Here is a 22,272-nt window from a genome sequence, read left to right as displayed (position 1 = left end):
GCGGGGGCCGGGAGCAGGGGGAATGCACGTGAGGGCAGGCAGCGGCAGCGAGGACAACGGCCACCGGGACGGGACCGGGGCAGCGGGCGGAAGGCCCGAGGGTACGGGCGAGGGCTCCGGCGGCACGCCACCCGACGCGGTGCCGGGAGAGAGCCCTCGTCAGGGCACGGAGACGGCCGCCGGAAACACCGGGCCCGCCCCGGTACGGCGCTCCCGGCTGGGGCGGTTCCTGCGCAACCGTACGGTCCGGACCGTCACCGTCGCCGGGCTGGTCGGCGCGCTGCTCGGCGCCGGTGTCGTGGCCTGGCGGACGGACACGCTGCCGCTCGTCGGGCCCCGGCCGTGCTGGGACTCCCTCGACGGCTCCGCCATGACGGCCCTCTTCGGCGACCGCAGGACCGAGGTCGAGGAGCAGTCCCTCCGGCCCGACCCCGAGGGCCAGAGGCTCGCGTACGGGCAGTGCCGGATCACGGGCTACGGCGAGGTGCGCGGCGAGGAGAGGGCCGCCCGGCAGGTGACCGTCCATGTCCGCAGGCTGGACGCCACCTTCGGCACCGACAGCCGCACATGGCCCGCGGAGTTCCTCGCGGCGAACATGGCACCGCTGGGGGAGGGGCTGCCCGGCATGGCCTCGGGCATGCGCGCCTGGATAGCCCTGCCGCAGAGCTGCACCGGGGGCGGGGACAGCGGCCCGGCCGTGGTCGACGCGGGAAGGGGTCACGCGAGCCTGGACCTCGACTCGGCGTACGACCCGGCCGAGCGGTCCGCGCTCGCCAGCGCGGTGGTGGCGGTGGCGAACGGCGTCATGCGCGACTTCGACTGCTCCGGCGCCTACCCCGCCCCCGGCGAGCTGGCCGACCCCGTCGACTGGACCGACGCCGATCCCCGGGCGTTCTGCGGGATTGAGGGGTTCGTCCTGCCCGACCGCCACCGAAAGTCGCTGACCACCACGCGCACGGTGGCCGGTGACGGCGGCCCGGCCCGGGTCTGCGAGGGCACCTACGGCCGCGGCCGGGCGTCCGTACGGTTCACGACCGTGGTCGAACCCCTCACCGCGAACGTCTTCACCAGGGACCTGTTCGACGGCGGCCCGTACCTCAGGGGCACCAAGGGGCGCGGAACGCTCGGCACGACCCGTGCGGTCTACGAGAAGGACTGCCGGAGCGGGCGCGTGGTGTTCATGGTGGAGCAGCTGAAGAGCGCGGACTCCCGCTACCGGTACACCCGCGACCTCCTGCCCGCCTACGTCGCCGCCGAGGCGGAGCGGATCGGCTGCGGGCCCGAGAAGGTCACCCTGCCGAAGGAGTGAGCCTTGCGGTGACGCGCCCGCACCCCCTTGGCATATGCCTGAGGAACGTTCCGCAGCTCAGAGGCGCACCCACTCACATGTGCGCCCCTCCGCACGCACGTGCACCCCGGTGGGCGAGAATGGCGGGGTGACCTCAGCTACCGATGCGCCTCTGCCCGCCGTGACCCGGCTGATCGCGACCGACCTCGACGGCACCCTGCTGCGCGACGACAAGACGCTCTCGGCGCGCACCGTCGCCGCGCTCGCGGCGGCCGAGGAGGCGGGGATCGAGGTCTTCTTCGTGACCGGCCGGCCGGCCCGGTGGATGGACGTCGTCAGCGACCATGTGCAGGGCCACGGGCTGGCGATCTGCGCCAACGGCGCGGTGGTCACCGACCTGCGGGCGGACGGCGGGCTGCTCACCGTACGGCCGCTGGAGCGCGGGGACGCCCTGCACGTCGTGCGCGCCCTGCGCGACGCCGCTCCCGGCACCTCCTTCGCCGTCGAGCTGACCACCGGCATCAACTACGAGCCGTCCTACCCGCCCTTCCACCTGGACCCGGGCGCCGCGGTCGCCGTCGCCGAGAAGCTGCTGCACGAGGACGTACCGGGCGAGGGCGCCCCCGTACTCAAACTCCTCGCCCACCACACCGAGATGCCGCCGGACGCCTTCCTCTCGCTGGCCCGTACGGTCTCCGGGGAGCAGGCGTCCATCACCCGGTCCAGCCCCACCGCGCTCCTGGAGGTCAGCGGGCTCGGGGTCTCCAAGGCCAGTACGCTCGCCGCCTGTTGTGCCGAGCGCGGCATCTCGGCCGCCGAGGTGGTCGCCTTCGGCGACATGCCCAACGATGTCGAGATGCTCGGCTGGGCCGGTACCTCGTACGCGATGGGCAACGCGCATCCCGCCGCCCTGGCCGCCGCTTCGGGGCGGACCGGCACCAACGAGGAGGACGGGGTGGCCGTGGTCATCGAGCGGATTCTCGCCGCCCGCTGATCCCCCGCTCCTGAAGCTCACACGGTCCCCCTGAGGCTCGTCCCCGGAGCTCACAGCGGCGCCTCCCACACCACCGTCGTACCGCCCCCGTCCTCCCCGATCCCCGGGGCGATCCGGCTCGACCCGCCCAGCGACTCCGCCCGGCGGGCCAGATTGCGCAGCCCGCTGCGGCGCCCGCCCTCCGGGATGCCCACCCCGTCGTCGGCCACCGAGAGGCGTACGGCGGCCCGGCCGTCCGGCAGGGTCGCCGTGGCGTCGACGACCACGTCGATCACCGAGGCCCCGGCGTGCCGGAAGGCGTTGGAGAGGGCCTCGCGCAGGGCGGCGACGAGGTTCTTGCCGGTCAGCTCGCCGACGAGCGCGTCGACGGCGCCCAGGAAGCGGTGCGAGGGCTTGAAGCCGAGCGGGACGGCCGCCATGTTGATCTCCCGCAGGACGCGGGTGCGGAGCCCCGACGGGGCCTCGGCCGGTTCCTGCTGGAGCGCGAAGATGGCCGTACGGATCTCCTGGATGGTCACGTCCAGCTCGTCGACCGCCCGGCCCACCCCCGTCCGCACCTCGGGGACCACCGACCGGCGCTGGGCGCTCTCCAGCATCATGCCGGTGGCGAACAGCCGCTGGATGACGAGGTCGTGGAGGTCGCGGGCGATCCGGTCGCGGTCCTCGTAGACCGCGAGCCGCTCCCGGTCCCGCTGTGCCTCGGCCATCATCAGCGCGAGGGCGGCCTGCGAGGCGAACTGGGTGGCGAGCGTCCGCTCGGTCCGGCTGAACGGGCGCTCGCCCCGCGCCCGGGGTGTGGCCAGGGCGCCGAGCACCCGGCCGCCGCTCTGGAGCGGCAGCAGCATGCTCGGACCGAACCGGCCGGCCAGCCTCGTCACCATCCGGCTGTCGGTGGCCGAGTCGTCGATGAAGACCGCCTCGCCCGCCAGCAGCTTCGCCACCACCGTGGAACCGGCCGGGATGATCACCCCGAGCGAGGACGAGGGGTCGTCGGCGGAGACGGCGACGATCTCCAAACCGCCCTCCTCCGTGGGCAGCAGCACGATCCCGGCCGCCGAATCGGCCAGGTGGCGGGCCTGTTCGGCGACGACCGAGAGCGCGTCGTCGGCGTCCCCGCCCGACAGGAGCGCGGTGGTCACCGCCACCGACCCGTCGATCCAGCGCTCCCGCTGGCGCGCCGCCTCGTAGAGCCGGGCGTTGCCGATGGCGATCCCGGCCTCGGTGGCGAGCACCCGCACCATGTGCAGGTCGTAGTCGCTGAACTCGCCGCCGCCCTCCTTCTCGGTCAGGTAGAGGTTGCCGAAGATCTCCCCCTGGACCCGGATCGGCACCCCGAGGAAGCTCCGCATCCGGGGGTGGCCGGGCGGGAACCCGGCGGACCGCGGATCGCCGGTCAGATCGGCCAGCCGTACGGGGTCGGGGTCGTGGATCAGCGCACCCAGGAGGCCCCGGTGCCCGTCGGGTCTGCGCCCGATCGCCCGGGCGACCTCCTCCGGGACCCCGTGGGTGATGAAGTCCGAGAGCCCCTCGCCCGCCTCGTCGACGACGCCGATGGCCGCGTACCGGGCGTGGGCGAGCTCGGCGGCGGTCGCACAGATCCGGTCCAGGGTGGAGTGCAGCTCCAGCCCCGTGCCGACGGTCCGCATCGCCTCCAGGAGCTGCGGAACCCGGGCGGTGAGCTCGGTGGAGAGGCCCTTCAGGCTGCGGGTGGCCTGCGTGGCGGCATCGAGTGAGTCCTGCGGGTCCGGCTCTGCCATGCCCTTGAGCCTAATTAGTGGCGATTGGGGAGGAAAGTCGGGTTTCTCCGTGCTGGGCATCGACCGCGCTCAAGCGCCCACCGTCTCTGCCGTCCCCACCGTCTCCGCCTCCCGCTCCAGCATCCGGCGCAGCGGACCGTCCTCGGCGGCGAGCTCCGCGTACGGTCCGCGCTGCGCCACCCGGCCCGCGTCCAGCACCAGCACCTCGTCGACCGCCTCGACCCCGGCCAGCCGGTGGGTGATCAGCACGGTCGTCCGGCCCTCGGTCGCGGCCAGCAGGTCGGCGGTGAGCGCGTCGGCGGTCGCGAGGTCGAGGTGCTCGGCCGGCTCGTCCAGGACGAGGACCGGGAAGTCGGCCAGCAGCGCGCGGGCCAGGGCGAGGCGCTGGCGCTGGCCGCCGGAGAGCCGGGCGCCGTGCTCGCCCACCGGGGTGTCGAGCCCCTCGGGCAGCGAGCGGACCCACACGTCCAGCCGGGCCCGCGCGAGGGCGTCGTACAACTCCGCGTCGGTGGCACCGGTACGGGCGAGGCGCAGGTTCTCGCGGATCGAGCTGTCGAAGACATGGGCGTCCTGGGCGCACAGGCCGACGGAGCGCCGTACGGTGTCGCCGTCCAGCTCCGCCGCCGCCACACCGCCGAGGCTGTACGTCCCCGAGGACGCGTCCAGGAAGCGGAGGAGGACCTGCGCGAGCGTCGTCTTGCCCGAGCCCGAGGGGCCGACGACCGCGATGCGGCGGCCCGGCACCAGCGTCAGGTCGAGCGACTCCAGCGCGTCGCGGTGCGCGCCCGGGTAGCGGGCCGTCAGCCCCCGCACCTCCAGCGGGAACGGGGAGGCGGGCGGATCGGCCGGGGCCGCGGGCTCCCTTACGGGGACGGGGGCGTCGAGCACCTCGAACACCCGCTCCGCGCTCCGCCGCACCCGCTGGCGGTACTGCACCGCGAGCGGCAGTCCGGCGACGGCCTCGAAGGCGGCGAGCGGGGTCAGCACCACCACCGCGAGCGCGACGCCGGAGAGGCGCCCGTCGTTGACGGCGGGAACGGCGACGGACGCGGCGGCCACCACCGTGAGCCCGCAGACCAGGGCGGAGAGCCCGCCGCCGAGGGCCGTCGCGGTGGCCGCGCGGGAGGCGATCCGGGTGAGCAGACCGTCGGCGGCCCGCATGTGCGCCTGCCGGGCCGGGAGGGCCCCGGCGACGGTCAGCTCGGCCGTACCGCCGAGGAGATCGGTGACCCGGGTGGCCAGGGCGGCGCGGGCGGGCGCCAGCTGACGCTCCGTACGGCGGGCGACGGCACCGCTCACCAGCGGCACCCCGACCCCGGCGACCAGCAGACCGGCCGCCAGGACCAGGCCCGCCCCGGGCAGCAGCCAGCCGGTGAACCCGGCGGCGGCCACCGAGACGGTGAGCGCGGTCCCGGCGGGCAGCAGCCAGCGCAGCCAGTAGTCCTGGAGCGCGTCCACGTCGGCGACGAGCCGGGAGAGCAGGTCGCCCCGGCGCACCGTGCGCAGCCCGGCGGGCGCGACCCGTTCGAGGCCCCGGTAGACGGCCACCCGGAGCTCGGCGAGCAGCTTGAGCACGGCGTCGTGGGAGACCAGGCGCTCCGCGTACCGGAAGACCGCCCGGCCGATACCGAAGGCGCGCGTCGCGGTGACCGCCATCATCAGGTAGAGCACCGGCGGCTGTTCGGATGCGCGGGAGATCAGCCAGCCGGAGACGGCCATGAGCCCCACCGCCGACCCCACCGCCAGACTGCCCAGCAGCAGCGCCAGGGCCAGCTGCCCGCGCTGCGCGCCCGCCGCCTCACGGACCCGGGCGAGGACCCGTCCGCTGCGGGCGTCGGTCTCCCGCAGCGGAACGGTGCCGGCCTCCCGTACGTCCCCGGGGCTCAGCAGCCCCCCGAACTCCCGTACGTCCCCGGGCTCCAGCAGGTCCGCCGCCGCCAGCACATCCCCGGGGCGCCGCGCGTCCAGCGGCTCACCGCCCGCGAGGGGCTGCGGGACGGGCAGTCCGGGCGCGGCGGTCGCGGCAGGCCCGGAGGCGTCCACCGTCCGCGGCTCCAGCGTCACCACCCGGTCCGCCACCGCGAGCAGCGCCGGGCGGTGGACGACCAGCAGCACGGTCCGGCCCGCCGCCAGCCTCCGTACGGCGTCGACGATCCCCGCCTCCGTCTCCCCGTCCAGGCTCGCGGTCGGCTCGTCGAGCAGCAGGAGCGGCCGGTCGGCGAGGAAGGCGCGGGCGAGGGCGAGGCGCTGGCGCTGTCCTGCGGAGAGCCCGGCACCGTCCTCGCCCAGCAGGGTCCGCTCCCTCTCGGGCAGCCCGGCGACGAAGTCGTGCGCCCCCGCGTCCCGCAGCGCCGCCACCACCGCCTCGTCGTCGGCGTCGGGCCGGGCGAGGCGGACGTTCTCCGCGATCGTCCCCGCGAAGAGGTGCGGGCGCTGGGGGACCCAGGCGATCCGGCTCCGCCAGCGCTCCGGGTCCACGTCCGCGAGGTCCCGGCCGCCGACCCGGACGTGTCCCCCGTCGGGTACGGCGAACCCCAGGACCACGTTGAGGAGGGTGGACTTGCCGACGCCGCTCGGGCCGACCAGGGCGACGGTCTCCCCTGGCTCGACGGTGAGCGAGGCCGCGTCCAGCGAGGGTTCGGTACGGCCCTCGTGGCGTACGGTCACGCCCGCCAGCTCCAGGCGCAGCGACTCCGGCACGTCCTCGGTGCCCGCCGTCCGGGGCTCGGTCTCCAGGACCGCGAAGATCTCCTCGGCGGCCGAGAGCCCCTCCGCCGCCGCGTGGTACTGCGCCCCGACCTGCCGGATCGGCAGATACGCCTCCGGGGCCAGGATCAGGACCACCAGACCGGTGTAGAGATCGAGGTCCCCGTGTACGAGCCGCATCCCGATGGTCACGGCGACAAGGGCGACCGAGAGGGTCGCGAGCAGCTCCAGGGCGAACGAGGAGAGGAAGGCGATCCGCAGGGTGCGCAGGGTGGCCCGGCGGTACTGCGAGGTGATGGTGCGGATCGACTCGGCCTGGGCCTTGGCCCGGCCGAAGACCTTGAGCGTCGGCAGTCCGGCGACGACGTCCAGGAAGTGGCCGGAGAGCCGGGACAGCAGCTGCCACTGCCGGTCCATCCGGGACTGGGTGGCCCAGCCGATCAGGATCATGAAGAGGGGGATGAGCGGCAGGGTGACCACGATGATCGCCGCCGAGACCCAGTCCTCGGTGACGATCCTGGCGAGCACCGCCACCGGCACGACGACCGCGAGCCCGAGCTGCGGCAGATAGCGCGCGAAGTAGTCGTCGAGCGCGTCGACCCCCCGGGTCGCCAGCGCCACCAGGGAGCCGGTGCGCTGTCCGCTGAGCCAGCCGGGACCCAGCTGCGCGGCCCGCTCCAGGAGCCGGCCGCGCAGCTCCGACTTGACCGCCGCGCTCGCCCGGTGGGCGGCCAGCTCGGTGAGCCAGGCGACCAGGGCGCGGCCGACGGCGACCGCCGCGAGCAGGAGCAGTGGGGTACGGAGCTCGGTGACCGTGAGCCCGTCCTCGAACCCGCCCACCACGATCTCGGCGATGAGCATCGCCTGAGCGATCACCAGCGCGGCGCCGACCAGGCCGAGGGCCACCACGGCCGCCAGGAAGAAGCGGGTGGCTCGGGCGTACCGCACCAGACGCGGGTCGATCGGTTTCACGTGAAACATCCCCCAGCAGCGGGATCGTCGGGATCAGCAGGGTCGACAGGGCGGGCCGGGCTGTGTTTCACGTGAAACACAGCCCGGCGGGGCCGGTGCGGATCAGTGCGCGTCCGCGATGTGCTGGGTGCCGATCCGCTTGCGGAACACCCAGTACGTCCAGCTCTGGTACAGCAGCACCATGGGAGTGGCGATACCGGCACACCAGGTCATGATCTTCAGCGTGTACGGCGTGGACGAGGCGTTGGTGACCGTGAGGTTCCACGCCTCGTTCAGCGAGGAGGGCATGACGTTCGGGAAGAGCGTCAGGAAGAGCATCGCCACCGCCGCCACGATCGTCAGCCCCGAGAACGTGAACGACCAGCCCTCGCGCCCCTTGGCAATGGCCCCGATGGCCGCGACCAGGGCCACCACCGCCACGATCAGCGCCACCAGGCTCCAGCGGTCACCGCTCACGGCCTGGGTCCAGAGCAGGAAGCCCAGCGCCAGCACCGCCGTGGCCAGGCCCAGCTTGATGGCGAGGGCCCGCGCCCGGACCCGGATGTCCCCGGCGGTCTTGAGCGCGGCGAACACCGCCCCGTGGAAGGTGAAGAGGAAGAGCGTGACGAGCCCGCCGAGGATCGCGTACGGGTTCAGCAGGTCGAAGAAGTTGCCGACGTACTCCATGTCGGCGTCGATCTTCACCCCGCGCACGATGTTCCCGAACGCCACGCCCCACAGCACCGCGGGGATCAGCGAGGTCCAGAAGATGGCGTTCTCCCAGTTCGTCTGCCACCGCTCCTCGTTCCGCTTGGCGCGGTACTCGAAGGCGACCCCCCGCACGATCAGGCAGAGCAGGATGATCAGCAGCGGCAGGTAGAAGCCGGAGAACAGCGTGGCGTACCACTCGGGGAAGGCCGCGAAGGTCGCGCCGCCCGCGGTGAGCAGCCAGACCTCGTTGCCGTCCCAGACGGGCCCGATGGTGTTGATGAGGACCCGCCGCTCCTTGCGGTCCCGGGCGAGCAGCTTGGTGAGGACTCCGATGCCGAAGTCGAAACCCTCCAGGAAGAAGTAGCCGATCCAGAGGACGGCGATGAGCACGAACCAGATGTCGTGGAGTTCCATCTCTCAGCTCCTGTGCTCTCAGTACGAGAAGGCCATGGGCCGGTCGGCGTCTTCGTCGTCGTGGCCGTTGATCCGGGTGGGCGGGTTGAGGTCGGATTCGGTGAGCTCCGGCGGCCCGGCCTTGATGTACTTCACGAGCAGCTTGACCTCGATGACCGCGAGCACGGCGTAGAGGAGGGTGAAGAGGATCATCGAGGTGAGGATCTCGCCCTGCGACACACCGGGGGAGACCCCGTCGCGGGTCTGGAGCACCCCGTAGACCACCCACGGCTGGCGGCCCATCTCGGTGAAGATCCAGCCCCAGGAGTTGGCGATGAGCGGGAAGAGCAGGGTCCAGAGGGCGGTGAGCCAGTAGAGCTTGGTGAGCTTCGGGCTCAGCGCCTTGTTCCGGAAGAGCACCAGGTTCGGCACTTCGTCCTCACCGGTCCGCATCGCCGGTGGCAGCAGGAACTTCTTCCGGGTCAGCCAGAGCCCCAGGAGGCCGAGGCCGAAGGAGGCCATCCCGAAGCCGATCATCCAGCGGAAGCTCCAGAACGCGACCGGGATGTTGGGCCGGTAGTCGCCGGGCCCGTACTTCTCCTCCAGCTCCCTGTTGATGTCGTTGATGCCGGGGACGTACGAGTTCGGGTCGTTGTTGGCCAGGAAGGAGAGCACCCCGGGGAGCGAGATCTCGACGGAGTTGTGGCCCTCGCTGACGTCCCCGTACGCGAAGACCGAGAAGGGTGCGCGGTCCTGGCCGTCCCAGAGCGCCTCGGCCGCGGCCATCTTCATCGGCTGCTGGCGGAACATCACCTTGGCGAGCATGTCGCCGCTGACGGCGGTGAGCAGTCCGGCGATCACGACCGTGACCAGCCCCAGCCGCAGCGAGGTCCGCATCACCGGGATGTGCTTCTTGCGGGCGAGGTGGAAGGCGGCGATACCGACCATGAAGGCGCCGCCGACCAGGAAGGCCGCCGTGATGGTGTGGAAGAACTGGGTCACCGCGGTGTCCTGGGTGAGCACCTTCCAGAAGTCGGTGAGCTCGGCGCGGCCGCGTTCCTCGTTGATGCGGTAGCCGACCGGGTGCTGCATCCAGGAGTTGGCCGCCAGGATGAAGTAGGCGGAGAGGATCGTGCCGAGCGAGACCATCCACATGCAGGCGAGGTGGATCTTCTTCGGGAGCCGGTCCCAGCCGAAGATCCACAGTCCGATGAAGGTGGACTCGAAGAAGAAGGCGATCAGCGCCTCGAAGGCGAGCGGCGCTCCGAAGATGTCACCGACGAAGCGCGAGTAGTCGGACCAGTTCATACCGAACTGGAACTCCTGGACGATGCCCGTCACGACGCCCATGGCGATGTTGATCAGGAACAGCTTGCCCCAGAACTTGGTGGCCCTGAGGTACTTCTCGTTGTTCGTCCGCACCCAGGCGGTCTGCAGGCCGGCGGTGAGCGCGGCGAGCGAGATCGTCAGCGGAACGAAGAGGAAGTGGTAGACGGTGGTGATGCCGAACTGCCATCGCGCCAGGGTCTCCGGCGCCAGAGCGAGGTCCACGTCGTCTTTCTCCTTACGTCGCCGTGGTGACGCCACGTCGCCGTGGCCACACCGGGCACTCTGCCCCTTTAATCCCACCGATCGTGGGAGGAACAGGGGCACGCTTGTGAACGCGTTCACATTCACAAGCAATTATGGCGCACACACTTTCGGACCGTTCGCCGGGGGTACCCCTTTCGGCCGGAGGCGCCCCCGGGCCTACGCGAAAAGGCCCCGGACCTCGTCGACCGAGGTCCGGGGCCACCGGCCGTACGGACGGCCGCAGCGCGGTGCGCCGGGGTGCTACCCCTCCGAGCGGAACGCCTCCGCCGCCTTCAGGAAGAGGTCGTTGCCCTCGCTCTCCCCGATCGTGACCCGTACGCCCTCACCCTTGAACGGGCGCACCACCACACCGGCCCGCTCACAGGCGGCGGCGAAGTCGAGGGTCCGCTCGCCGAGCCGCAGCCAGACGAAGTTGGCGTGCGACTCCGGAACGGTCCAGCCCTGGCGCACCAGCTCCTCGCTCACCCGGGTGCGCTCGGCGACCAGCGAGCCGACCCGGCCCAGCAGCTCGTCCTCCGCGCGCAGCGAGGCGACCGCCGCGTCCTGGGCGAGCTGGCTGACGCCGAAGGGGACGGCGGTCTTGCGCAGCGCGGCGGCCACCGGCTCATGGGCCACGGCGAACCCGACCCGCAGCCCGGCGAGGCCGTACGCCTTGGAGAAGGTCCGCAGCACCGCCACATTGGGCCGGTCCCGGTAGATCTCGATGCCGTCGGGCACATCGGCGTCGCGGATGAACTCCTTGTACGCCTCGTCCAGCACCACCAGCACATCGCCCGGCACCCGGTCCAGGAACCGCTCCAGCTCGGCCCGGCGCACCACCGTCCCGGTCGGGTTGTTCGGGTTGCAGACGAAGATCAGCCGGGTCCGGTCGGTGATCGCCCCAGCCATCGCGTCCAGGTCGTGCACCTCACCGGTGGTCAGCGGGACCTTCACCGAGGTCGCGCCGCTCACCTGCGTGATGATCGGGTACGCCTCGAAGGACCGCCAGGCGTAGATGACCTCGTCGCCCGGGCCCGAGGTGGCCTGGAGCAGCTGCTGGGCCACGCCCACCGACCCGGTACCGGTGGCCAGGTGCGAGAGCGGCACCCCGAAGCGGTCGGACAGCTCGCTCATCAGCCCGGTGCACGCCATGTCCGGGTAGCGGTTGAAGCTTCCCGCCGCCGCGAGCGCGGACTCCAGGACCCCCGGCAGCGGCGGATAGGGGTTCTCGTTGGAGGACAGCTTGTACGCGACCGGTCCGCCGGCCGCGGCGGGCTTGCCCGGCACATAGGCGGGAACGCCGTCCAGTTCGGCGCGCAGCTTGGGGCTCGTCTCGCTCACCGCAGGGTCCTCCTCGACCGTCGTGCACATCAATACTGCTCACCTTATGAGGATTGGGCGCCGCTGCGAATGGGGCGGACGCGGAATCTCCCGCAGTGCCGGGAATGGTCCGTTCCGAGGGGGCTCCCAGGGGGGAGCGTTTCGGGTTCCGGCGCGCGCCCATGTCTCACGCCGTGGCGCGCGTCCCCCGAAGTGGTGAGTTGAGACCTCTTCGAGACATCGACCATTCAGCAGGCCGTCAGCCATCAACACCTGACAGGCTTATGCTGGAACAGCCAACCACCTTGCTTTGCAAGGGATTTGGCGGTACTTGACCATGCAGAAACGTGCCTGTCGATGCGTGCATATGCGACCGGACCGACCGCCCCTCCGAGCCCTACTATCGGCTCGCCATGACAGCAGCAGGGAAGCACCAGGTGAGCCGGACGGAGACCCCCCGGCGCAGCGGCCGGCCAGGACGGGCGGGTATCCGTGACGTGGCCGCCGCGGCCGGAGTCTCGATCACGACCGTCTCCGACGCGCTCAACGGCAAGGGCAGGCTCCCGGACGCCACCCGCAGCCATGTCCGCGAGGTCGCAGAGCGCTTGGGCTACCGCCCCTCCGCAGCGGCCCGAACCCTCCGTACGGGCAAGTCGGGGCTGATCGGCCTGACCGTGACCACGTACGGGGATGAACCTTTCACCTTCACCGAATTCGCGTACTTCGCGGAGATGGCGAGAGCCGCGACCTCGGCGGCGCTCGCCCGGGGCTACGCCCTCGTCATCCTCCCCGCAACCTCCCGGCACGACGTCTGGTCGAACGTCGCGCTCGACGGGACCGTCGTCATCGACCCCTCGGACCAGGACCCGGTCGTCACCGAACTCGTCCGCCAGGGGCTGCCCGTCGTCTCGGACGGCCGCCCGGCCGGCACGCTCCCCGTCACCGCCTGGGTCGACAACGACCACCGGGCCGCCGTGCTCGACCTCCTCGACCACCTCGCCGCCGCCGGAGCCCGCCGGATCGGCCTGCTGACCGGCACCACCACCGACACGTACACCCGGCTCTCCACCACCGCCTACCTCCACTGGTGCGAGCGGGTCGGCCAGGACCCCGTCTACGAGTCCTACCCGGCGCACGACCCCTGCGCGGGCGCGGTCGCCGCCGACCGGCTGCTCGCCCGCCCGGACCGCCCGGACGCCGTCTACGGGCTCTTCGACCCCAACGGGACCGATCTCCTCGCGGCCGCCCGCCGCTACGGCCTGCGGGTCCCCGAGGACCTGCTGCTGGTCTGCTGCAGCGAGTCGACCGTGTACGCGGCCACCGAACCGCCCATCACGACGCTCTCGCTCAAGCCCCGCCGCATCGGCACGGCCGTCGTCCAGCTCCTCATCGACGCCATCGAAGGGGTGGAGCACGACGGGCCGGTGGAGCAGGTGATACCGACCGAGCTCATCGTCCGGACCTCCTCGCAACGCCGTCCGCCCCGCACCACGGTCAGCCCGCCGCGTTCCCCCAGCAGGGACTGATCGCCTCTTTTCGGACCAATCGGCCGGTGAACCGCACGTGCGCCCGGATTCACCACCCCTGGTGCGTCACACAGATCGATCCGCATTCCTATGATGGGCGCACGACACCGCGGACCACCTCTACCAGGCAGGGCCCGTCAGGTGTACGGCGGCGCGACGGTGGTGGAGGGGTCGATGACACAGGGGGCCGGTCAGGAACCCGTGGTGCGGACGGCGACGTTGCGTGACTTCCGGGTTCCGCCGTATGCGCAGACGCCCGTACCACCGCAGGCGCCCGGCGCGGCGCCGCACCCGTCCGTGCCCCCGCGTGCGCCGGTGCAGCCCGCACCGGTGCCGCACGCCTCTGTGGAGCCGCACGCGCCCGCCCCGCCCCCGCTGCCGCATCCCGGCAACGCCGCCGCCGTCGGCGACGAGCTCCCGGAGGGGTACACCCCCACCGAGCGCGACCTCCCCGTCATCAACCGCGGCGACACCGTCAAGATCCAGACCCTCCCCGAACCCCGCCCCGCCACCGGGGAGGGGCGCGGCCCCCTCTTCGTCGTCGGCGATGTCCACGGCTATCTGGACGAGCTGCTGGCCGCCCTCGGCGCGCAGGGCCTCATCGACGCCGACGGCAGCTGGGCGGCGGGCAACGCCCGCCTCTGGTTCCTCGGCGACTTCACCGACCGGGGCCCCGACGGCATCGGGGTCATCGACCTCGTCATGCGGCTCTCCGCCGAGGCGGCGGCGGCGGGCGGCTACTGCAAGGCCCTGATGGGCAATCACGAGCTCCTGCTCATCGGCGCCAAACGGTTCGCCGACACCCCCGTCAACTCCGGGGCGGGCACCGCCACCTTCCAGGCCGCCTGGCTGCTCAACGGCGGCCAGAAGAGCGACATGGACCGCCTCCAGGACGTGCACCTCCAGTGGATGTCCCGGCTCGACGCGGTCGTCGAGGAGGACGGGCATCTGCTGATGCACTCCGACACGACGGCCTACCTCGACTACGGCTCCACCATCGAGGACGTCAACGACACGATTACCGCCATCCTCACGCGCAACGACGCCGACGAGTGCTGGGACCTCTTCCGCAAGCTCACCAAGCGGTTCGCCTTCCGCGACGAGGGCGGCGCCGAAGCGGTGCGCGAGCTGCTGACGACGTACGGCGGACAGCGCGTCGTCCATGGTCACAGCCCGATCCCGTACCTCCTGGGCGAGGTCGGCACGGAGGACGGCGAGGACGGATCGGGTCCGGTGGTGAACGGTCCGCACGTGTACGCGGAGGGGCTCGCCATCGCCATGGACGGCGGAGTGACCATGGCCGGAAAGCTTCTGGTCGTCCAACTCCCCCTGCATGACTGAGCCCTGACGGGGAAGACGCTCCACGATCCGACCGCGCCGCTCATCGGGCCTATTTCCGGAAACCCCCTGTCACCGCGCGCCGTGAGCGCTCTACCATCGGCTCATCAGTAGCAGGCTCTCCTCCGTTTCCGCCCGATCGCCCGGTCAACGCGGGCTGCCGGGCCCAACGGAGCATCGGGGGATGCAGATGACAAGCGCTCCGCACCTGCTGGCCGAGGACGGTCCCGAGTACGCGCGGATTCTGGGCGACGCACTGCGCCACGCCCATGAACGCCCGGACCTGGAGGGCGTCGGTGACCGGCTCAACACCGAACAGCTGCGCACCATGGCGCTCAACGCCACGGCGCTGATCACCGCGGCCGCCGCCACCGAGTACGAGCACTACGTCACGGCCCGCGCCGAACTGCGCGCGGCGAGCGCCCCCGCCCCGGACGGCGACCCGTACACGGACGCCGCCCGGATCACGGCGCCCGGCCCGGGGGCAGGCATCGGCGCGGTGCTCACCGTCCTGACCCCGCTCCTCGCGGGCGCCGCCGCGGTGATCTTCCTGCTCGTCGGCTATCTGCTGAGGGCGGTCAGCCCGTCCCTGGCCTTCGGCACCACCATGGTCGCGGCCGGCTGGTTCTTCGCCGCCGTCGCCGCAGCCGCCATCCTGGTCGCCGCCGTCGGACTGCTCGTCACCGCCCTGCGCAACGGCGCGTCCTCCCCGGCCGCCGAGGACGAGGAGCAGGAGCTGCCGGAGGAGGTCGCCCGGGCCAGGGAGGCGTGGCGGCACGCCCTGCTGGAGCGCGGCATCCTGCCGTTCTTCCGGGACGCCCTGGCCGACCCGGCCGCCGGACGGGCCGCACGGACCCCGCACCGCTCGCCCAACCGCATCCCGAAGGTCGGCTACAGCAGGCCGGACTTCTCCGGCCCGGAGGACGGCCCGGCCGCCAGCCCCCGCCCCACCTTCACGAGCCCCGACTTCACCAGCCCGGACTTCGGCGGCCCCGAGCACCGGCCGGAGTAGCCGCCCCCGCGTGATCGGTCAATCCCCACCGGCCCGGTGGCACGACCAGCGTCGGCCTCACATCCCCACCGTCCGGGGGGACTCATGCGACCGCGCAGGGCATCACTGCGGGCAGCAGCCGCGACAGCCGTCATCGGCGCCTTCCTCTCAGGACGGCCGGGCCGAACAGCGCTTCGCGGAACTCGAGCGGGCCCCCGCCGCCTGCCACAGCTTCGAGGGCGAAGGGTACATCGGCCCCTTCAAGGCGACGGTGAAGGCGGAGAGAACAGCGGAGTTCGGTGACGAGGCGGTCGCCTACCGCGTCACCATCCCCATGGAGCCGGAACAGCCCGGCGACCGCAACGAGCAGCACGTCGTGGTCCGCACGGGGAACACCATCGCCACGTTCCAGGAACTCAGCATCGGCAAGGACCTGTTCTTCCCCCGGAGCTGATCAGCCGCCAGGTGGAGCGCCTGCGGGACGCCCAACGCCCCTGACCTACGGGCTCCGGCACTCCTGGCACACACCGCCTCGACGGCCGGCCGACACCCCCCGTGGACATCGGCCGGCCGTATCAGCGGGTCCGGCCCGCGATCAGCCCTGGATCAGCCCGCGATCAGTCCGCGATCGGCAGGTAGACCCGGTTACCGGCCGCGGCGAACTCCTTGGACTTCTCCGCCATGCCCTCCTCGATCTCCTCCTGCGAACCGCCGTGCTGACGGCGGATGTCCTGGGAGATCTTCATCGAGCAGAACTTCGGCCCGCACATCGAGCAGAAGTGCGCCGTCTTCGCGGGCTCGGCGGGCAGCGTCTCGTCGTGGAACTCCCGGGCGGTGTCCGGGTCGAGGGCCAGGTTGAACTGGTCCTCCCACCGGAACTCGAACCGCGCGTCGGAGAGCGCGTCGTCCCACTCCTGCGCGCCCGGGTGGCCCTTGGCGAGGTCGGCCGCGTGGGCGGCGATCTTGTAGGTGATCACGCCCGTCTTCACGTCGTCCCGGTTGGGCAGCCCCAGGTGCTCCTTGGGCGTGACGTAGCAGAGCATCGCCGTGCCCCACCAGGCGATCATCGCGGCGCCGATGCCCGAGGTGATGTGGTCGTAGGCGGGCGCGACATCCGTGGTCAGCGGGCCGAGCGTGTAGAACGGCGCCTCCTCGCAGATCTCCTGCTGGAGGTCGATGTTCTCCTTGATCTTGTGCATCGGGACGTGCCCGGGGCCCTCGATCATCGTCTGCACACCGAACCGCTTGGCGATGGTGTTCAGCTCGCCCAGCGTACGCAGCTCGGCGAACTGCGCCTCGTCGTTGGCGTCCGCGATCGACCCGGGGCGCAGCCCGTCACCGAGGGAGTAGGTGACGTCGTACGTCGCGAGGATCTCGCAGAGCTCCTCGAAGTGCTCGTAGAGGAACGACTCCTTGTGGTGCGCCAGGCACCAGGCCGCCATGATCGAGCCGCCGCGCGAGACGATGCCGGTCTTGCGGCGGGCCGTCAGCGGGACGTACGGCAGGCGCACCCCGGCGTGCACCGTCATGTAGTCCACGCCCTGCTCGGCCTGCTCGATGACCGTGTCCTTGTAGATCTCCCAGGTCAGCTCCTCCGCCCGGCCGTCCACCTTCTCCAACGCCTGGTAGAGCGGCACCGTTCCGATCGGTACGGGGGAGTTGCGCAGCACCCACTCGCGGGTGGTGTGGATGTTGCGGCCGGTGGACAGGTCCATGACCGTATCGGCGCCCCACTGGGTCGCCCAGGTCATCTTGTCCACCTCCTCCTCGATGGAGGAGGTGACGGCCGAGTTGCCGATGTTGGCGTTGACCTTCACCAGGAACCGCTTGCCGATGATCATCGGCTCGATCTCGGGGTGGTTGACGTTGGCGGGCAGCACCGCCCGGCCCGCCGCGATCTCCTCCCGTACGACTTCGGCCTCGACGTTCTCCCGGATCGCGACGTACTCCATCTCCGGGGTGATCTCGCCCCGGCGGGCGTACGCGAGCTGGGTGACGGGCCGTCCGTCGCGGCTGCGGCGCGGCTGGCGCGGGCGGCCGGGGAAGACCGCGTCGAGGTTGCGCAGCCCGCCGCGCGGCGAGGTGTGCTTGACCCCGTCGTCCTCGGGGCGGACCGGGCGGCCCGCGTACTCCTCGGTGTCGCCGCGCGCGATGATCCAGTTCTCCCGCAGGGGCGCGAGGCCCCGGCGGACATCGGTGTCGATGGCGGGATCGGTGTACGGCCCCGACGTGTCGTAGAGCGTCACGTCCTTGCCGTTGGTGAGGTGCACCTGTCGGACCGGCACCCGGAGGTCCGGGCGCGAGCCCTGGACGTACCCCTTGTGCCAGCCGATGGACTTCCCGGCCCCGTCGTCCGGAATCGCGCCGTCGGGCGTTCCGTCGTTCTGTTTCGAGGCAGGCGTGCGTGCGTCCGCTGTGGTCATGAGACCTACTCCCTACGCCGGCATTACCCGGTAACAGGTTCGGCGGTCGGCGCAGCCTGTCCCGTACGGATGTACGGCGATCTCAGCGCCCTCTCAGCCCGGTGCTCCGAGCTCCCGCGTGTGCAAAGGTGCCTCCACGCTAGCGTCCTTTCCGGCGAGCTGACCAGAGGGCCCACCCGTTCTTGCGATGATCGCCCCGTGACCTCCCCCCAGAGCGACCCCGCACCCCAGCCGCCCCAGGGCCACAGCCACGGCCACACGCACAGCCACGGACCCGCCGCCCCGGTCTCCAAGCACCTGCGCAAAGTCATCGCCGCCGTCCTGATCCCGTTCGCCACGGCGGTCGTCGTCGGGCTGATCGCGTTCTGGCCCGGCGGCGTCCCCGACCACGAGCGCACCGGCGTCGGATTCGACCGGCAGACCCAGGACGGCAAGGTCGTCCAGGTCGTCAAGGTCGACTGCGCCGACGTCAACGCGGCGCAGGTCCCGCCGACCGGCGACACCTCCACGCCCTCGGGCCGGGAGGCGGTCAACGGGCAGGAGGGGGAGTGCGCCAAGGCGACCGTCGAGGTGACCACCGGCAGCGACAAGGGCCGTCAGTTCGTCGAGGTGGTCCAGCCGGACGCGCCCCGCCAACTGCGCGAGGGCCAGGGCGTGGTGGTGGCGTACGCCCCCGACGCACCGCGCGACCTCCAGTACAGCGTCACCGACGTGAACCGGGAAATCCCCATGACGCTGCTGGCCGCGGTCTTCGCGCTGGCGGTGGTCGCGGTGGGCAGGCTGCGTGGGGTGATGGCGCTGGTGGCGCTGGCCGTCTCCTTCGCCGTACTGACCCTGTTCATCCTGCCGGCGATCCTCCAGGGGTCGAATCCCCTGGTGGTGGCGGTGATCGGGGCCAGCGCCATCATGCTGGCGGCGCTCTACATGTGCCACGGGGTGACGGCCCGGACCTCCGTGGCGGTCATCGGCACCCTGATCTCGCTGCTGCTGATCGGGCTGCTCGGCTCCCTGTTCATCGGCTGGGCGAGCCTCAGCGGCAACACCGACGACAACACCGGGCTCATCCACGGCCTCTACCCGGACATCGACATGAGCGGTCTGCTGCTGGCCGGTGTCATCATCGGTTCGCTCGGTGTGCTCGACGATGTGACGGTCACCCAGACCTCCGCCGTCTGGGAACTGCACCAGGCGGACCCGCAGATGGGTTGGCGCGGGCTCTACCGGGCAGGTATCCGGATCGGAAGGGACCACATCGCCTCGGTCGTGAACACCCTGGTGCTGGCGTACGCGGGCGCGGCGCTGCCGCTCCTGCTGCTGTTCTCCATCGCCCAGAGCAGTGTGGGGACGGTGGCCAACAGCGAGCTGGTGGCGGAGGAGATCGTCCGGACGCTGGTCGGTTCGATCGGTCTGGTCGCCTCGGTGCCGGTGACGACCGTGCTCGCCGCGCTGGTGGTCTCGGCGGACCGGCCGGGCGCCCGCATCTCCTCGTCCACGGCCGCCCCCGCACGGACCGGCAGGGGCCGTCGCCGCAAGGCGTGAGAAGGGGTTCGGCGGAGTGATCTACCTGTACGGCCGGCCCTCAGCCCGCGTTCTGCTCCTCGGCGAGGATGCGGCCGAGCGCCTCCTCCAGGTTCCCGTCGAAGTCACCCAGCGTGTGCTCCTGACCGAGGGGCACCAGCTTGTCGGTTCTGTCGAGGAACGCCACCAGTGGTGCCGTACCGGCCCGGAACAGCGCGCGGTCCGCGCCGACCTGGAGGCGGATGTGCACATCGCCGAGACCCTCGGGTTCGGTCGGCCCGATGTGCACATCGCCGTCGCCGCTGGGGCTGTTGATTCCGTCCAGCAGCAGCTCACGACCGAATGCCCAGGTCACCGGGGCATCGCCGGGCAGATGGAACGTCATCCGGATGGCATAGGGATCAGCCACCTCGTACCGGAGCTCCACCGGAATACGGAACGAGAGCTCCTCGGAGACGAGGAAGCTCATCATGACCTCTGCTTGAACCGACTCGCGCATCGTTCAACCCCGGAGTAGATGAAACTGGCCAGGAATGATCCCCCATGGCCCTATTGACGCCATCGTGGTGCACGCGATAGCAGATCACAAGGAGTGATTTTTCAGATACTGATAGAGAACACGAACGAACGCAAGAGGCTCGCCACTTCGCCACGTAGCTGTTCGACTGCGGGCAGCAACCGTTCTTCCCGGTCCAGGGGTACGGAAATGGCCATCGCCGCAATGGTGGCACCGGCCGCGACGGGAATGGCGGCGCAGACGGTCCCCAGTGCGTACTCCTGGCGTTCGATAACCGGTTCACCCCGCCGAAACGTCCGTAGCCGCTCCAGAAGTGCCGCGCGATCTCGCACTGAGTAACGAGTGAGCGGTCGTACGGGGTGGCGGTCGAGGTGGTCCTCGCGGTCCTTCTCATCGAGCTGGCCGAGAAGACACTGCCCGATCGCGTGCGCGTGCCCGGTCTCCCGGAAGGAGGCCCACTCGTCCACCGCCGGGGAGTCGGGGGCGTCGGCGACCGCGATGAGCTCGATCTCGCCCTCGCGGTAGACGGCGCAGTACACCGGGACCCCGATGGCGTCCCGCCAGTGCGCGAGGGAGTCGGTGACGGTGGCGGGCCGGCTCCTGCGCTCCTGAGCGGCGGTCAGGTTCTCGGCGGCGGCGCCGAAGAGGAAGACACCGTTTTCCCGGCGGAGATAGCCCTCGTACGTGAGGGTGCGCAGCAGGTGGTACGCGGTCGGCAGCGGCAGCCCTGCCTCGCGTGCGAGTTGCTTGGCCGGCGCCCCGTCCCGATGGGTGCCCACAGCTTCCAGCAGCCTCAACGCCCGCTGAACCGAACCGATCAACGTCGGGACAGCGGGACTCGATGCCGTGGTCAAAGGTCACCCCCAGGCATGGTGACGGGCCGTCGGCCCTCCCGTGGGGGCCGCCCCCACGGGCCTGCCGCACCAACGACCGGGCTGTCGTACAAACCACTGGTCACTCGGTCGGTTCGGTGACAGAAGGTCACATTCCAGGTGGCGGCAGCGTTATGTCACTGTATCGGCCGCCTCCGGCAGGAGGGGGTTTTCCTCCTGGACTTAGCTCAGCTGGGCTAATCCGCAGACCGGTGCGGCCCCCCGTCCCGCACGGGCCTGCGGCAGCCCCGCTACCAGTCGCCGCGTGAGGAGGACGAGGACATGAACTTGCGTACGACGAAGACCAGACCGCCGACCAGCACCACGAAGATCAGGACCTTGAAGAGCAGGCTGATCACGAAGGTGAGCAGACTGGCGATCAGACCGCCGAACACGAAGATCGCGATGACGGGCACCGCGATCCACTTCACCCACCAGGGCATTCCCGCGACTATCTCCCGCACGGCCATCGCCATCTACCTCGTCTCTCTGGGGTTTCCTGCCTCGATGCTAAGGGGGCGGGGCACCCCGGCGGGGGCCCCGCAGCCCTTGAAGACCCCTGATCGAACCCTTAGGGAAACCCGGGGTTCAGCCCCACGGCAGGCTCAGCCCTCCGGAGGGGAGAAGACGACCATCACGCGCAGATCCTCGGTGATGTGGTGGAACTTGTGGGCCACCCCGGCGGGCACATAGACCACGCTCCCCCGGCCGACCTGTGTGGTCTCCGTCCCGACCGTGATCGACGCACGGCCGCTGACGACGAAGTACACCTCGTCCTGCCGGTGCGGCTGCTGCGGATCGAGGGCGCCCGCGTCCAGGGCGTACAGGCCGACGGACATGTTCCGCTCCCGCACGAACTGCAGGTAGGCGCCGTCGTTGGCGGCCCGCTCCGCCTCCAGCTCGTCCAGTCTGAATGCCTTCATGGCCCGTCCGTCCGCCCTTGTGACCCGTGCTACCGGTTCCGTTTGCGCTGTCGGTGTCCACCACCGATCATGTCTGCCACGATCAGACACATGAAGAATTTCGTAGTCAAGACGATCGCCAACGCGGGTGCGCTGGCCGTGGCCATCTGGCTGATCAGCGACATCACGCTGGAGGGCGGCTCCACCGGCCGCAAGGCCCTCACCCTGATCCTGGTCGCGCTGCTCTTCGGCCTGGTGAACTTCCTGGTCAAGCCGGTGGTCGAGCTCCTCACCTTCCCCTTGTTCATTCTGACGCTCGGCCTGATCACCTTGGTGGTCAACGCCCTGATGCTGCTGCTGACCTCCTGGCTGGCCGGTGTCTTCGATCTCAGTTTCCATGTCGAGGGCTTCTGGACCGCGGTGCTCGGCGCACTGATCATCTCGGTCGTCTCCTGGGCCCTCAACATGGTCCTGCCGGACGAGGACTGATCCC

18 protein-coding genes and 1 riboswitch are annotated in these 22,272 nt (G+C 71.1%); of the genes, 8 read left to right on the top strand and 10 right to left on the bottom strand.

Annotated elements, in window-relative coordinates; translation table 11 throughout:
• Window positions 1–139: 139 nt before the first annotated feature.
• A complete protein-coding gene (locus tag B7C62_17565; GenBank protein ARF77221.1) occupies window positions 140–1,309 on the top strand; it encodes a hypothetical protein in 1,170 nt (389 codons plus the stop codon).
• 127 nt (window positions 1,310–1,436) lie between these two features.
• Entirely contained in the window at window positions 1,437–2,282 is an 846-nt protein-coding gene (locus tag B7C62_17560; protein ARF77220.1) for a hydrolase, read from the top strand.
• Window positions 2,283–2,332: 50 nt separating this feature from the next.
• On the opposite strand, the gene B7C62_17555 is transcribed toward B7C62_17560, so the two are convergent.
• The 5 genes from B7C62_17555 to B7C62_17535 form a co-directional block, all read right to left on the bottom strand.
• Complete coding sequence (locus tag B7C62_17555; protein ID ARF73872.1) at window positions 2,333–4,039, bottom strand: histidine kinase; 1,707 nt, start codon at window positions 4,037–4,039, stop codon at window positions 2,333–2,335.
• A gap of 69 nt (window positions 4,040–4,108) precedes the next feature.
• The gene (locus B7C62_17550; GenBank protein ID ARF73871.1) at window positions 4,109–7,717 is read right to left on the bottom strand and encodes an ABC transporter; all 3,609 of its coding nucleotides are present in this window, start codon (window positions 7,715–7,717) and stop codon (window positions 4,109–4,111) included.
• Window positions 7,718–7,819: 102 nt separating this feature from the next.
• Window positions 7,820–8,821 carry a cytochrome d ubiquinol oxidase subunit II gene (locus B7C62_17545; GenBank protein ID ARF73870.1) on the bottom strand — a complete coding sequence of 334 codons (1,002 nt, stop codon included), beginning with the start codon at window positions 8,819–8,821 and terminating at the stop codon, window positions 7,820–7,822.
• Window positions 8,822–8,839: 18 nt separating this feature from the next.
• Window positions 8,840–10,351, bottom strand: coding sequence for a cytochrome ubiquinol oxidase subunit I (locus tag B7C62_17540; protein ARF73869.1), 1,512 nt, complete (start codon window positions 10,349–10,351; stop codon window positions 8,840–8,842).
• A gap of 282 nt (window positions 10,352–10,633) precedes the next feature.
• Entirely contained in the window at window positions 10,634–11,713 is a 1,080-nt protein-coding gene (locus tag B7C62_17535) for a histidinol-phosphate transaminase (GenBank protein ID ARF77219.1), read from the bottom strand.
• A 416-nt stretch (window positions 11,714–12,129) separates the two neighbouring features.
• Here B7C62_17535 and B7C62_17530 point away from each other — a divergent pair, with 416 nt between their 5' ends.
• The 4 genes from B7C62_17530 to B7C62_17515 all read left to right on the top strand — a co-directional run bounded on the left by B7C62_17530 (window position 12,130) and on the right by B7C62_17515 (window position 16,001).
• Window positions 12,130–13,218 (top strand): LacI family transcriptional regulator, encoded by a 1,089-nt coding sequence (locus B7C62_17530; protein ARF73868.1) that lies wholly within the window; start codon window positions 12,130–12,132, stop codon window positions 13,216–13,218.
• Between the two features lie 315 nt (window positions 13,219–13,533).
• The gene (locus B7C62_17525; GenBank protein ARF77218.1) at window positions 13,534–14,559 is read left to right on the top strand and encodes a serine/threonine protein phosphatase; all 1,026 of its coding nucleotides are present in this window, start codon (window positions 13,534–13,536) and stop codon (window positions 14,557–14,559) included.
• Between the two features lie 181 nt (window positions 14,560–14,740).
• Window positions 14,741–15,568 carry a hypothetical protein gene (locus B7C62_17520; protein ARF73867.1) on the top strand — a complete coding sequence of 276 codons (828 nt, stop codon included), beginning with the start codon at window positions 14,741–14,743 and terminating at the stop codon, window positions 15,566–15,568.
• 250 nt (window positions 15,569–15,818) lie between these two features.
• On the top strand, window positions 15,819–16,001 hold the full coding sequence (locus B7C62_17515; GenBank protein ID ARF73866.1) for a hypothetical protein: 183 nt from the start codon (window positions 15,819–15,821) through the stop codon (window positions 15,999–16,001).
• A gap of 163 nt (window positions 16,002–16,164) precedes the next feature.
• Here B7C62_17515 and B7C62_17510 read toward each other — a convergent pair whose 3' ends face one another.
• A complete protein-coding gene (locus B7C62_17510; GenBank protein ID ARF73865.1) occupies window positions 16,165–17,970 on the bottom strand; it encodes a phosphomethylpyrimidine synthase ThiC in 1,806 nt (601 codons plus the stop codon).
• A riboswitch (TPP riboswitch) is annotated at window positions 17,963–18,098 on the bottom strand. Its footprint overlaps the gene before it by 8 nt.
• A 70-nt stretch (window positions 18,099–18,168) precedes the next feature.
• Between B7C62_17510 and B7C62_17505 the strand changes: the two genes are divergently transcribed.
• The gene (locus B7C62_17505) at window positions 18,169–19,509 is read left to right on the top strand and encodes a hypothetical protein (protein ID ARF73864.1); all 1,341 of its coding nucleotides are present in this window, start codon (window positions 18,169–18,171) and stop codon (window positions 19,507–19,509) included.
• Between the two features lie 40 nt (window positions 19,510–19,549).
• Here the strand turns inward: B7C62_17505 and B7C62_17500 are convergent, their stop codons facing one another.
• The 4 genes from B7C62_17500 to B7C62_17485 all read right to left on the bottom strand — a co-directional run bounded on the left by B7C62_17500 (window position 19,550) and on the right by B7C62_17485 (window position 21,800).
• The gene (locus B7C62_17500; protein ID ARF73863.1) at window positions 19,550–19,987 is read right to left on the bottom strand and encodes an SsgA family sporulation/cell division regulator; all 438 of its coding nucleotides are present in this window, start codon (window positions 19,985–19,987) and stop codon (window positions 19,550–19,552) included.
• Window positions 19,988–20,088: 101 nt separating this feature from the next.
• Window positions 20,089–20,826 (bottom strand): transcriptional regulator, encoded by a 738-nt coding sequence (locus tag B7C62_17495; GenBank protein ID ARF73862.1) that lies wholly within the window; start codon window positions 20,824–20,826, stop codon window positions 20,089–20,091.
• 302 nt (window positions 20,827–21,128) lie between these two features.
• A complete protein-coding gene (locus B7C62_17490; protein ID ARF73861.1) occupies window positions 21,129–21,347 on the bottom strand; it encodes a hypothetical protein in 219 nt (72 codons plus the stop codon).
• A gap of 135 nt (window positions 21,348–21,482) precedes the next feature.
• A complete protein-coding gene (locus B7C62_17485) occupies window positions 21,483–21,800 on the bottom strand; it encodes a hypothetical protein (protein ID ARF73860.1) in 318 nt (105 codons plus the stop codon).
• A 90-nt stretch (window positions 21,801–21,890) separates the two neighbouring features.
• Between B7C62_17485 and B7C62_17480 the strand changes: the two genes are divergently transcribed.
• Window positions 21,891–22,268: a hypothetical protein gene (locus B7C62_17480; protein ID ARF73859.1), complete on the top strand. Its 378-nt coding sequence runs from the start codon at window positions 21,891–21,893 to the stop codon at window positions 22,266–22,268.
• Window positions 22,269–22,272 lie beyond the last annotated feature (4 nt).

It is taken from the genome of Kitasatospora albolonga (genome assembly GCA_002082585.1).
In the GTDB taxonomy this organism is placed as follows: Bacteria; Actinomycetota; Actinomycetes; order Streptomycetales; family Streptomycetaceae; genus Streptomyces; species Streptomyces stephensoniae.
Note: the sequence above shows the minus strand (reverse complement) of the source record. Positions and strands in the feature narration are given on the sequence as shown.

Coding starts and splice junctions, on each gene's coding strand:
- B7C62_17500 (ARF73863.1), bottom strand. CDS start 19,987: ATGCGCGAGTCGGTTCAAGCAGAGGTCATGATGAGCTTCCTCGTCTCC.
- B7C62_17545 (ARF73870.1), bottom strand. CDS start 8,821: ATGGAACTCCACGACATCTGGTTCGTGCTCATCGCCGTCCTCTGGATC.
- B7C62_17555 (ARF73872.1), bottom strand. CDS start 4,039: ATGGCAGAGCCGGACCCGCAGGACTCACTCGATGCCGCCACGCAGGCC.
- B7C62_17520 (ARF73867.1), top strand. CDS start 14,741: ATGCAGATGACAAGCGCTCCGCACCTGCTGGCCGAGGACGGTCCCGAG.
- B7C62_17485 (ARF73860.1), bottom strand. CDS start 21,800: ATGAAGGCATTCAGACTGGACGAGCTGGAGGCGGAGCGGGCCGCCAAC.
- B7C62_17480 (ARF73859.1), top strand. CDS start 21,891: ATGAAGAATTTCGTAGTCAAGACGATCGCCAACGCGGGTGCGCTGGCC.
- B7C62_17510 (ARF73865.1), bottom strand. CDS start 17,970: ATGACCACAGCGGACGCACGCACGCCTGCCTCGAAACAGAACGACGGA.
- B7C62_17490 (ARF73861.1), bottom strand. CDS start 21,347: ATGGCCGTGCGGGAGATAGTCGCGGGAATGCCCTGGTGGGTGAAGTGG.